The sequence below is a fragment of the Bacillus sp. CDB3 genome (genome assembly GCF_002081505.1).
Lineage (GTDB): Bacteria > Bacillota > Bacilli > Bacillales > Bacillaceae_G > Bacillus_A > Bacillus_A cereus_AT.
On record NZ_ALBR01000022.1, the window covers coordinates 87,825 to 100,701 of the forward strand.

Here is a 12,877-nt window from a genome sequence, read left to right on the forward strand (position 1 = left end):
AGAATATTAAAACTCAGGAGGAAATGAATTATGACAAAAGATTTCTACACTGCACTGAAAGAAAGACGTACTTACTATGGGATTAATAAAGAGGTACAAGTATCGGATGAAAAAATTAAAGAAATCGTGGAGTTTGCTGTGAAGCATACTCCATCAGCTTTCAATTCTCAAACTGCGCGATTAGTTGTATTATTTGGTGAAGCTCATGATAAATTATGGGATATTACAACTGAAACTTTAAGAAAAGTAGTTGGAGATGGAGATTTTTCAGGAACGCAACAAAAAATGGATTCCTTTAAAGCAGGTTATGGAACAGTACTATTCTTTGAAGATGAGGCTATCGTTAAATCGCTTCAAGAAAAATTTGCTGCATATGCTGAAAACTTCCCAATTTGGTCACACCAAGCATCAGGTATGCATCAATTAGTCGTGTGGACAGGATTAGAAGCAGAGGGATTAGGGGCATCTTTACAACATTATAATCCATTAATTGATGATGAAGTGAAAACAGAATGGAATGTTCCTGCTAATTGGAAACTAATTGCACAAATGCCATTTGGTAATCCAACAGCTGCACCAGGAGAAAAAGAATTCCAACCGCTTGAAGAGCGTGTGAAATTTCATAAGTAATATTCAAATGTAATAATGTGGTCTAGTTATAGCAGAGTTATTCGCTCTTTTGAGGGATAGGGATATGCTATTGATGAAATCCGAAAAACACTATTATATTTTTAAAAAGAACAAGGCGATCATTTTTGATCGCCTTGTTTAACATTTGTACAATTAATCTATGCATTAAGCTTAATAAGCTAAACCGCATGAATGAATCGTTATTTTTATTATCGAGTTATAGTTACCAAACGTTTTTCAATACTATTTTACCTATTGCTTTATTCGACTCCAAATGTTCATGTGCTTGTTCGACTTCATCAAACGTAAACGTTTTAGAATCTAGCAATGGACGAAGTTTTCCTTCTTCTACTATTTGAGTTAGTTTAGTTAAAATTTCCCCGCAAGCGTCACGTTTATCTGTATGTAATATTTTTAATGCCATAAAAGTAACGTGCAGAGTAAGTCCTTTTGCGTGTAAAGAAGAGAGGTCATGGGTTGAACGAGCTGCAATTGTTACGACAGTTCCATTGACTGCAGCAGCTTCAAAAGAATGATCGAGATTTTTGCCACCTACCGTATCAAATATAACTTCAAATCCGTTGCCATTCGTATGTTTTTGCACATATTCTTGAACAGATTCTTCTTTATAATTAATAGCTATGTTGGCTCCTAGACGATGAGCTATTTTCATTTTATTTTGCTGAGAAGCTGTTGTGAAAACTTCAGCACCTGCCCATTTAGCTAATTGGATGGCTACGTGTCCTACGCCACCAGTAGCTCCATGAATGAGAACATTTTGACCAGGTTTAATATTTGCACGATCAAATAAAGATTCCCAAGCTGTAATTGCAACTAATGGTAGAGCAGCTGCTTCTTCCATTGTTAAATTGTTAGGTTTGTGAGCAATCAGTCGTGCATCAGCAAGCATAAATTCTGCAAGTGCACCTCCAGTTTCTTTAAAACCTCCGGCACATCCGTATACTTCATCCCCAGATTTGAATTTCGAAACACCTTCTCCTACTTCAATGACAATACCAGCTACATCTCCGTGTAATATAGCTGGAAACTCAGGAGCGACTGCTGAAACGGCACCACTACGCATTTTTGTATCGATTGGATTTACACTAGTTGCTTTTACATGAATGAGAACATGACCTGGTAAAGTTTTCGGTTTTGAAACTTCTTCTAATTGAAATACAGATGAATCCCCAAAAGAATGGATAATTTGTGCTTTCATTGTTTATTACCTCCTGTTCGTGGTTATAGCATAGCAAAGCACAAAAAATAAGTATAATATTTTGAATTTGGCTAGTGAGAATCTTATATAAAGAAGAGTAAAGTGTGTGAAATGATGTAACGCACTTGCAAAAGCAACTGTAAAGCTTTTTGAAGAAAGGATAGATGTTATTTTTGCAGCATGATTTAGTAATTACGTTTATCCCGCTATTTGCCGGGCAGTAAGACCCCCACCTCAAAGTTCAGCGGAAGCAAAGAAGTTATGTGGGGGTCGGGCTGCCCGTAAAAGCCCGATTGGTGAGGGCTAATAATCAGTGTGGGGGATGAACAAAACCCCCACTGATTAAAGTTTCACTTTATTATTACTCACTTAGTATAGGTACTTAAAAGTGCCTACATCACTTTAAAGTACGTACTGTTATTCATGTTATGACCGATTTATAATAACACTCGTAGCATAAAGAAAGTTATAACGATTACAATCGGCAACAATGTGGTGTTACAGCATTGTCTATGAGTTTTGAGAAGAAATATGAAAAGTAAAGAAAACTATAGATTTATATGAATGAAGGAGAGTGAGTGAAACACATGGAAAAGTTTGCGAATCATTTTGGATATAATCGTATGTTTGCGAAAGATCAACTTACGTTAGGAGTTCACATTCCGATTGAAAATTATCAGTTTCATGCTCCAACGATGGAAAAACAAGTAGAGTTAGTACAAAAAGCAGAACAATACGGTTTTACAGGCGTATGGCTTCGAGATGTTTTGCTACAAGATCCTGACTTTGGCGATCCTGCAACAGGTCAAATTTACGATATGATGATTTATTTGACGTATTTAGCAAGCAAAACAGAGAAAATCGCATTTGGAACGTCGGCAACTGTATTGTCACTTCGTCATCCATTGCGTGTGGCGAAAGAAGTTGCGACATTGGATCAACTATTTCCAGAAAGAATTATGCTTGGCGTTTCATCCGGTGACAGACGTGCTGATTTTAAAGCGTTAGGTGTTAGTCATGAAACAAGAGGTGAAAAGTTTAGAGAAGCGTTTGCTTACTTGGAAGAGATTTTGTATAAAAACTTCCCATCTATCCAGTCGACGCTAGGAGAAGTGCATGGAGCGAATTTAGTTCCAAAACCGTCTAAGCACGTTCCAACCTTTATCACAGGTTTTAGTCAGCAAAATATGGAATGGTTCGCTGAACATGGCGATGGATGGATGTATTACCCACGTAGTCCGGTACATCAGGCAGCAGCAATTGGACAATGGCGAGAACTAGTAGAGGATTATCATCAAGATGTATTCAAACCATTTATACAACCGATGCATTTAGACTTATCCGAAGATCCAAATGAACGACCTACACCAATACGTTTAGGTTACCGTACAGGGCGTAAGGCACTAATTGAATTACTTGATATATACCGAAGTATTGGTGTGAATCACTTATTCCTTGCTCTATTTGATGGTCAACGCCCGGCTGACGAAGTATTGGATGAGCTAGGAGAAGAAGTACTACCTCATTTCCCTGCGTTGTAAAGGAGTATAAAGAATGAAGGTGATAGGACTTATGCAATATGGAGATAAAAATGTATTACAAGAGATGGAAATGAACAAGTAATGGATTCAATGACATTTCTTTTATTCGGAGCGACAGGGGATTTAGCGACACGCAAAATGTATCCGGCTTTATACAAACTATTTAGTAATCAAAATATACCGCAATCTATTTCGATTATCGGTATTGGCAGAAGGTTAATGTCAGATGTGGAATTTCAAACAAAGGTAGAACAATCCCTTGCTACATTTTCTAGAATATCTACTGATGACGAATCAGGAGTAGAAGAATTTATTAGCACATTTCGTTATTGTCAATTAGATACAGCGAATATAGAGGACTATCAAGATTTGTTGAGTCTTGTAAAGAGGCGTGAAACAGAATTAAACATTCCTAAAAATCGCATGTTTTACCTATCTGTTATACCAGAAGTATTTGATGTAATTGCTTTAAATATTAAGGAAAGTGGATTGTGGGCTACAAAAGGATTGAACCGTCTCATTATAGAAAAGCCTTTTGGTCATAATGTAAAATCTGCTCGTGAGCTAAATACGAAGGTAATTAAAAGTTTTGATAAAGCTGATATTTATTGTATTGATCATTATCTTTGAAAATGGATGGTAACTAGGAATACACAAAAAAACTATTGCGAAATAAAGAATCTTTATTTCGAGACATTTTTATTGACGATAGTAATTTATATAGTTAATATACTAGACGTAAGGTTATTTAATTACTAAAAGTAATTGAATATACATTAGTTTGTTAAGTTCGATAAATAAGTAAGTTGTGGTAGAAATGCTTTGAATTGGCACTATTAATATTGGGGACAATTAGAAAGCGAAAGGTATAAAAAAGAATTGGAATTTGATAACTCTTTGTTTTTTATAAAACATGGGCTTCTGTACAATTCATTTCTAATATATTGACCAGGATTATACAACAAGAGGGGGACTGAAATTGGAATCAATGACCTTTGTTTTATTTGGAGCGACAGGGGACTTAGCGAAACGTAAAATTTACCCCGCACTATATAACTTATATAGAGATCAAAAGCTTCCAAAGCAAATATCCGTTATTGGGCTTGGAAGACGTGAAGTATCTCATATAGATTTTCAAAAAAGAATAAAAGAATCAATAGAGACGTTTTCCCGTCATAGAGAAGCAGGTACTCCAGAACTCGAAGGTTTTTTAGATAATTTTCGTTATTGTCCATTAGATGTGAGTAAGCCGGAAGACTATGAGAGATTATTACAAGTCGTTCGTGAAAGGGAAGAAGAACTAAACATAAAAGGTAATAGAATGTTCTACCTTTCAGTTGCACCTGAATTTTTCGAGACAATTGCTTTAAATATTAAGGAAAGCGGACTCGATAAAACGGATGGATGGAAACGTTTGATGATTGAGAAACCGTTCGGGCACGATCTTAAATCTGCTCGTGAGCTTAATGATAAGCTTAGTCGAACGTTTGAAGAAGATGAGATATACCGTATTGATCATTATTTAGGTAAGCCGATGATTCAAAACCTTGAAGCATTAGAATTTGCAAATCCTGTTCTCCAATCGATTTGGAATAAAGAACATATAGCGAATGTACAAATCACAGCGAGTGAAACAGTTGGGGTTGAAGAAAGAGCAGGATATTATGATCATGCAGGAGCAATTCGTGATATGGTTCAAAATCATATGTTACAAATATTAATGATGACTGCTATGAATCTGCCGGAAAAGATTAACGCATGTGAAATTCGAGAGGAAAAACGAAAGGTAATGGAGACGCTTCGTAAAGTGAAAAAAGAAGATGTTCAGAACCATATCGTTCGCGGCCAATACTCTGCAGGAGAGATAAAAGGCGGGCAAGTTGTAGCATATAAAAAGGAGCCAGGAGTAAATCCTTCTTCTAACATAGACACATTTGTTGCTGCTCGCTTGTGGATCGATAATCCATTTTGGACAGGCGTTCCATTTTATATACGAACAGGCAAAAGAATGAAAGAAAAGTCTACTCGTATTGTAATCGAATTTAAAAATACGTTAAAACAGCAGTATCAAGATAATAATCCAAATGCAGAACCTAACTTATTAATAATTGAAATTAGCCCAGGTGAGAACGTTTCATTACAGTTAAATAGTAAAAATCCATTGAAAAATGGAGAGATTGAACCAATCCGTATTAACTTTACTTGCGAGCAAGCGGATGTGGGAGTACCTGAAGCATATGAAAGACTTATCCATGATGCTGTGAGTGGAGACGCTACATTCTTTGCACACTGGAGAGAAGTTGAATTGTCATGGGAATGGGTACAACCAATTCTTGAAGCATTCGAGGAAAACGTATTACCACTTCATGAATATGAGTCTGGTTCATATGGTCCAGATGCGTCTAATGAATTATTGCAAGAAAGTGGATTTAAATGGTGGTTAGATCAAGAAACGGAAAAATAAGTACTTTCTTTGATGAAAGTATTTAGGGGGACGATTACTATGACACAAAACATAAATCAATTAGCAGTGAATACACTTCGTACGTTATCAATTGATGCTATTAATGCGGCAAATTCAGGTCATCCAGGTCTTCCGATGGGAGCAGCACCGATGGCTTATGCATTATGGGCAAATCATTTAAATCACAATCCTAAAAACTCAGAATGGTTTAACCGTGATCGTTTCGTATTATCGGCGGGACATGGATCTAGTCTATTATATAGCCTACTCCATTTAGCCGGGTATGATGTTTCAATTGATGACTTGAAAAAATTCAGAAAGTTAAATAGTAAAACACCAGGACATCCTGAGTTTGGTCATACTCCTGGAGTTGAAGCGACTACAGGCCCGTTAGGACAAGGGATTGCCAATGCTGTAGGAATGGCAATGGCAGAAGCTCATTTAGCAGCGAAGTTTAATAAGGATGGTCACTCTATTATAGATCACAATACGTACGCTTTAGTTGGAGATGGTGACTTAATGGAGGGTGTCTCTTATGAAGCGATGTCAATGGCAGGACATATGAAACTTGGTAAGTTAATTGTATTGTATGATTCAAATGAAATTTCACTTGATGGTGAATTAAACATTGCTTTCTCTGAAGATATTCAGAAACGGGTAGAATCTGCACAATGGCAATATGTAAGAGTTGAAGATGGAAACGATGTTGATGCTATCACAAGAGCCATTCAATTAGGAAAAGAAAATATGGACCAACCTACTCTTATAGAAGTCAGAACAATTATAGGTTATGGAAGTCCAAAAGTTGCTGGAACAAACAAAGCACATGGTAATCCGCTTGGAGTAGAAGAGGCGACAGCGACAAAACAAGTGTATGGTTGGCATTATGAGGAAGACTTCTTTGTGCCTGAAGAAGTAACAGCTCATTTTAATGATTTGAAACAAAAAGGTATTGAAAAAGAGAACGAATGGAATGAGCAGTTCAACGTATACAGAGAATCGAACCCTGCACTAGCAGATGAATTAGAAAAAGCGATTACAGGTGAGGTTTTAATCGAAGCGAAAGACATTCTATCCTTTGATACTGAAAAAACGATTTCCACTCGTGTTGCAAGTGGGGAAGCTATTAATCATTATGTGAAATCGATTCCTTCTATTTTCGGTGGAAGTGCGGATCTTTCTCATTCTACGATGACAGATATAAAAGGTGAAGCAGTGTATGCAGTAGAATCGTATGCTGGTCGAAATATATACTTCGGTGTACGTGAACATGCAATGGGAGCGGCCGCGAATGGACTGGCTCTTCATGGAGGAGTAAAACCGTTCGTAAGTACATTCTTTGTATTTAACGATTATCTTCGTCCATCTATTCGACTTGCTGCATTGCAAAAGTTACCTGTTACGTACGTATTTACACATGATTCGATTGCTGTAGGAGAAGATGGTCCAACGCATGAACCAATTGAACAATTAGCAGCTCTTCGGGCAATTCCTGGTTTAACAGTTATCCGCCCGTCAGATGCAAATGAAACAGCGAGTGCGTGGGCGTATGCATTACAGCAAACGGATGGTCCAGTCGTTTTAGTACTTAGCCGTCAAAATTTACCGGTATTTAATGAAACGAAAGCGAACATAGAGAATCTTTCTAAAGGAGCTTACGTATTAACGCAAACAAATGAAAATCCGGATGTGATTTTCATTGCGACAGGTTCTGAAGTTTCTTTAGCTGCTAGTGCGAAAGCAAAATTAGAAGAAGATCATGTTTCAGTTCGCATCGTTGCAATGCCGAGCTGGGAGTTATTCGATCGCCAATCGAAAGAATATAAAGAATCCGTTCTTCCGTCTTCTGTAACGAAACGAGTATCTCTTGAGATGGGTGTATCTCTTGGATGGGAGCGTTATGTAGGACAAGAAGGAAAAGTACTATCAATTGAAACATTTGGAGCTTCAGGAACTGGAGCTGAAGTCATGAATCTATTTGGATTTACGACAGAAAATGTTGTTCAAATTACAAAAAATGTATTGAATTCTTAAGCTATGACTGTGAATACCTTTCCGGACAGATCAACTTATCAGTGCTGAAAGGTATTCAAAATCGTAGTGTATTGAATTTTTAATAAAAGATGATTTGAGGAGGAATTATATTATGCAAGTAGGATTAATTGGTTTAGGTAAAATGGGATTAAATTTAGGGAAAAATTTAATGGATCATAAACATGAAGTAGCAGCATTTGATTTAAATACGAGTGCAGTGGAAGAAATGAAAGAGTATGGGGCTACAGGTGTATCTAGTTTAAATGAACTTGTTCAGTCATTAGAATCACCAAGAATTCTTTGGGTTATGGTTCCGCACGCTGTTGTTGATTCTGTTATTGATGAGGTTACACCATTGCTTTCAAAAGGAGATATTTTAATTGAAGCGGGTAATTCACATTATAAAGAGTCTATTCGCCGATATGAACAACTAAAGAAAGATGGCATTCACTTTATGGATGCAGGAACTTCTGGCGGAATGGAAGGCGCTCGTAATGGTGCTTGTTACATGATCGGAGGAGATCAAGAAGCTTGGGATATCGTTGAACCTATCTTCCGTGATACAGCTGTAGAAAATGGATACTTATACGCTGGAAAAGCTGGTAGTGGGCACTTTTTAAAAATGGTTCACAACGGAATTGAATACGGTATGATGGCTGCTATTGGTGAAGGATTTGAGATCCTAGAGAAAAGTGAATTTGACTACGATTATGAAAAAGTATCAAGAGTATGGAATAACGGTTCAGTAATCCGCTCATGGTTAATGGAATTAACTGAAAATGCATTTTCTAAAGATGCAAAACTGGATGAAATTAAGGGCGTTATGCATTCTTCTGGTGAAGGAAAATGGACAGTAGAAACAGCATTAGACCTTCAAACAGCAACTCCTGTTATCGCAATGTCTCTATTAATGCGCTACCGCTCATTAGACAATGATACGTTTACAGGAAAAGTTGTAGCAGCTCTGCGCAATGAATTTGGCGGACATGCAGTAGAAAAGAAATAAACATCTTAAAAAATTAACTCATTGACGTTTAAAAAATGGAGGGAATAGATCATGAAGTTTTTTATTGATACTGCAAATCTTGAGGACATAAAAAAAGCATATAAACTTGGAGTTTTAGCTGGTGTTACAACGAACCCGTCTTTAGTAGCAAAAGAGGGCATTAAGTTTGAAGACCGTATTGCAGAAATTTGTCAGGCAGTGCCGAAAGTTGAATCTGTTTCGGCAGAAGTAACGCCAGATGCTGTTACAGCTGAAGAGATGATTGCCCAAGCGGAAGAACTGATTAAAATTAACGGTGGCGATGAAAAAGTTACAATAAAACTTCCGATGACGCTAGCAGGATTAGAAGCTTGTCGCTACCTTACTGAAAAAGGTGTTAAAACGAATGTTACACTTATTTTCACGGTGAACCAAGCTCTTTTAGCTGCTCGAGCAGGTGCAACATACGTTTCTCCATTTCTAGGACGCTTAGATGATATTTCTGAAGATGGCGTATTATTAGTTGCTAAAATTGCTGAACTATTCGATGTTCACCAATTAGATACACAAATTATTGCGGCTTCTGTCAGACATCCAGATCACGTAACTCGTGTAGCAATGGCAGGTGCTCACATTGCAACAATTCCTTATAAAGTAATTGAACAACTTGCTATGCATCCATTAACAGACCAAGGTATTGAAAAGTTTGCTGCGGATTGGGCGAAAGCACCTAAATTATAATGAAGTGAAGTTTTCGCTAGTTGCTTTTTCAAGAGAGGGCCACGCTCTATGTAACTTCATCCTGTAAACTTAATCTGGAGTTTGGCATCTTATTACGTGAAAACGGCAATATAATAAAGAAACGATTCATTTTCAAAATAGCACAATAGATATGAAAAGGACCCCCTTATGAGAGTAAAGTTAGTTAGCACGTAATTTTCATAAGGGAGAGTCTTTTTTCTTATAAAACATGGTGTTCTCAAGTATATATTTAATCGAGAAAGATTTTGCAGAGTGTTCTTTTGTTATAGGAATATTTTGAAAGGGGTTACATATTGAACTCAAAATATATGATTGGTGTAGATATTGGAACAACTAGTACAAAATCAGTTTTGTTTTCGATTGATGGGTCTGTTATTGCAAGTCACGGAATTGAATATCCTTTACATTCTCCCACGCCAGAAACAGCAGAACAAGATCCGGAAGAGATTTTTCAAGCAGTGATACATACGATTAAAGAAACTGTACAATCAAGTAATATACAGCCGAATGATATTCTTTGTGTCTCTTTTAGTTCGGCAATGCATAGCGTCATCGCTGTAGATGAAGAGGGGAACCCGTTAACGAGATGTATCACTTGGGCAGATAATAGAAGCGCAAGTTGGGCAGAGAAAATAAAAAATGATATGAATGGTCATGAAATTTACCTTCGTACTGGAACGCCAATTCATCCTATGTCACCACTTTCGAAATTAGTTTGGCTACAGAATGAGCAGGCAGAATTGTTTGCAAAAAGCTATAAATTCATTTCTATTAAAGAGTATGTTTTTTATAAGTTATATAAGGAATATGTAATTGATTATTCTATAGCATCAGCAACAGGAATGTTCAATTTAAAATCTTTAAAATGGGATGAGGAAGCCCTTCGTGTTGCAGGAGTTACAGATGAAAAGCTTTCAAAACTTGTTCCAACGACACATAGCTTAATAGGATTAGATGAAGAACTTGCAAAAGAGATGAAGCTACTTGTTTCTACGCCCTTTGTAGTAGGAGCGAGTGATGGAGTACTATCAAATTTAGGTGTAAATGCGATAGATCCTGGGGTTGTGGCGGTGACAATTGGTACAAGTGGTGCGATACGTGCTGTAACAAATCGTCCTGTAACAGATCCTAAGGGGCGAATTTTTTGTTATGTCTTAACTGAAGACCATTGGGTAATCGGTGGACCAGTTAATAACGGTGGTATGATTTTCAGGTGGGCCCGAGACCAATTAGGCACTTCAGAGATTGAGCTTGCGAAGCGCTTAGGAAAAGATCCGTATGAAGTACTTACTGAAATAGCAGCAAAAGTAAATCCTGGATCTGACGGTTTATTATTTCATCCATATTTAGCAGGAGAAAGAGCACCTTTATGGAATGCTAATGCGCGGGGATCTTTCTTTGGACTTGGATTGCATCATAAGAAAGAACATCTTATTCGTGCTGTTTTAGAAGGGGTAATTTATAACTTGTATACAGTTCTTCTTGCTTTAAAAGAGCTCATTGGCGAACCGAAAAAAATTCAAGCGACAGGCGGTTTTGCAAGATCGGAACTTTGGAGACAGATGATGGCGGATATATTTCATCAAGATGTATATGTTCCGGAAAGTTTCGAAAGCTCTTGCCTAGGAGCTGCGATCCTTGGTTTATATAGTCTAGGTGAAATAGATACATTACATGTAGTTTCTGAAATGGTGGGTGCAAATTTTTATCATGAGCCAAACATGGAAAGTGTGGAAAAATATAAAGATTTAACACCGATTTATATTCGTCTGTCCCGTCATTTAGAGGAAGAATATGAAAGTATAGCAGCTTTTCAGAAAAAATGGGTTTAGAGGCTATTTTGCAGAAAAATATGGTAACGTATAAAGAGGTACTCCGATTTTTTAGGATATTCTTTCAATAAAAAATAGTTTTAGGCTGCTTAGTAAGAAGTATGATGAATAAAAACTATAGGGAGAGGGTTATGAAAATGACGGATAACAAAGAATTTATTGGATATGTTGGAACTTACACGAAAGAAAATAGCGAAGGAATATATACGTTTACTTTAAATACGGAAGCAAAGAAAATTAGTAATGTAACACTTGCGGCCAAGCTAGATAACCCTACATATGTAACGATTAATAGAAATAATCAATATCTCTATTCTGTTGTTAAGGAAGGCGAAAATGGCGGGATAGCTGCTTATTCGATTGATAGTCATACTGGAGAGCTGAAGGAGAAAAACAGACAAGTAGTAGAAGGTGCATCTCCTTGTCATATTAGTGTTGATAGTGGAAATCACACGGTAGTTACAGCAAATTATCATAAAGGAACGATTGAGTCTTTTGTAGTAAATGAAGAAAATGGAACTGTAAGTCCTGCTGTTTCTATTATTACACATAAAGGTTCAGGTCTGAATAAAGAAAGACAAGAAAAACCACATGCACATTACGCGGGATATACTCCTGATGAAAAATATGTAGTAGGTGTTGATTTAGGAATTGATAAATTAATTACGTATGAAATAAAAGATAGTACATTAATAGAAGTGAATAGCTTGTCTGTAAATCCCGGAAGTGGCCCAAGACATATTACTTTTCACCCGAATGGAGAGTACGCTTATGTGATGACTGAGCTTAGTTCAGAGGTTATTGCGTTAACATATAATCCGGAAGAAGGATCCTTTACAGAATTACAGTATATTTCTACCGTTCCCGAAGAATTTGATGAAAACACGCAAGGGAGCGCTATTCATACTTCTTCTGATGGCCACTTTTTGTATGCAGCCAATCGCGGTCATAATAGTATCGCTATTTTCAGTGTGGATCAAAATTCAGGTCAGCTTACATTTGTTGAACATACATCTACAGAAGGAAATTGGCCGAGGGACTTTGTATTAGATCCTACTGAAAAGTTCCTTGTTGTGACAAATGAAAAATCACATAATCTTGTACTATTTTCAAGAAATGAATCTACAGGAAAGTTAACACTTTTACAACCTGATGTTGTTGTGCCAGAGCCTGTTTGTGTTAAATTTTTAAATGTGTAACTTATGAGAGGGATTGAAACTCAATTCATGTAGAAATCTCGTTGTTTACCAGTAAGTCGATATATTAAAAAATCGTTGATATAATTTCAGATACCCAGAAAATAATAAAAAGNANACGAGATACGTCTTGTCTTTATTTATTTACTTTTACGTTTCGTTACGTTACGTTAACTTACGTCCGTCCGACCAACTACGTACGAACGTTACGTAC

General features: G+C 36.9%; 10 protein-coding genes. 9 read left to right on the forward strand and 1 reads right to left on the reverse strand.

Annotated elements, in window-relative coordinates; translation table 11 throughout:
- Window positions 1-30: 30 nt before the first annotated feature.
- The gene (locus tag CDB3_RS07800) at window positions 31-630 is read left to right on the forward strand and encodes a nitroreductase family protein (RefSeq protein WP_128854004.1); all 600 of its coding nucleotides are present in this window, start codon (window positions 31-33) and stop codon (window positions 628-630) included.
- Window positions 631-853: 223 nt separating this feature from the next.
- On the opposite strand, the gene CDB3_RS07805 is transcribed toward CDB3_RS07800, so the two are convergent.
- On the reverse strand, window positions 854-1,849 hold the full coding sequence (locus CDB3_RS07805; protein ID WP_128854005.1) for a zinc-dependent alcohol dehydrogenase family protein: 996 nt from the start codon (window positions 1,847-1,849) through the stop codon (window positions 854-856).
- A 587-nt stretch (window positions 1,850-2,436) separates the two neighbouring features.
- On the opposite strand from CDB3_RS07805, the gene CDB3_RS07810 reads away from it, so the two are divergent.
- The 8 genes from CDB3_RS07810 (at window position 2,437) to CDB3_RS07845 (ending at window position 12,666) form a co-directional block, all read left to right on the forward strand.
- Window positions 2,437-3,390, forward strand: coding sequence for an LLM class oxidoreductase (locus CDB3_RS07810; protein WP_128854013.1), 954 nt, complete (start codon window positions 2,437-2,439; stop codon window positions 3,388-3,390).
- A gap of 81 nt (window positions 3,391-3,471) precedes the next feature.
- Complete coding sequence (locus CDB3_RS07815; protein ID WP_128854006.1) at window positions 3,472-4,020, forward strand: glucose-6-phosphate dehydrogenase; 549 nt, start codon at window positions 3,472-3,474, stop codon at window positions 4,018-4,020.
- Window positions 4,021-4,369: 349 nt separating this feature from the next.
- A complete protein-coding gene (zwf, locus tag CDB3_RS07820) occupies window positions 4,370-5,854 on the forward strand; it encodes a glucose-6-phosphate dehydrogenase (protein WP_128854007.1) in 1,485 nt (494 codons plus the stop codon).
- A gap of 39 nt (window positions 5,855-5,893) precedes the next feature.
- Entirely contained in the window at window positions 5,894-7,888 is a 1,995-nt protein-coding gene (gene tkt, locus CDB3_RS07825) for a transketolase (RefSeq protein WP_128854008.1), read from the forward strand.
- Between the two features lie 112 nt (window positions 7,889-8,000).
- Window positions 8,001-8,894 (forward strand): phosphogluconate dehydrogenase (NAD(+)-dependent, decarboxylating), encoded by an 894-nt coding sequence (gene gnd, locus CDB3_RS07830; RefSeq protein WP_128854009.1) that lies wholly within the window; start codon window positions 8,001-8,003, stop codon window positions 8,892-8,894.
- 51 nt (window positions 8,895-8,945) lie between these two features.
- On the forward strand, window positions 8,946-9,614 hold the full coding sequence (fsa, locus tag CDB3_RS07835; RefSeq protein WP_000667676.1) for a fructose-6-phosphate aldolase: 669 nt from the start codon (window positions 8,946-8,948) through the stop codon (window positions 9,612-9,614).
- 329 nt (window positions 9,615-9,943) lie between these two features.
- On the forward strand, window positions 9,944-11,467 hold the full coding sequence (gene gntK / locus CDB3_RS07840; RefSeq protein ID WP_128854014.1) for a gluconokinase: 1,524 nt from the start codon (window positions 9,944-9,946) through the stop codon (window positions 11,465-11,467).
- Window positions 11,468-11,598: 131 nt separating this feature from the next.
- Window positions 11,599-12,666: a lactonase family protein gene (locus tag CDB3_RS07845; protein WP_483861145.1), complete on the forward strand. Its 1,068-nt coding sequence runs from the start codon at window positions 11,599-11,601 to the stop codon at window positions 12,664-12,666.
- Window positions 12,667-12,877: the final 211 nt, after the last annotated feature.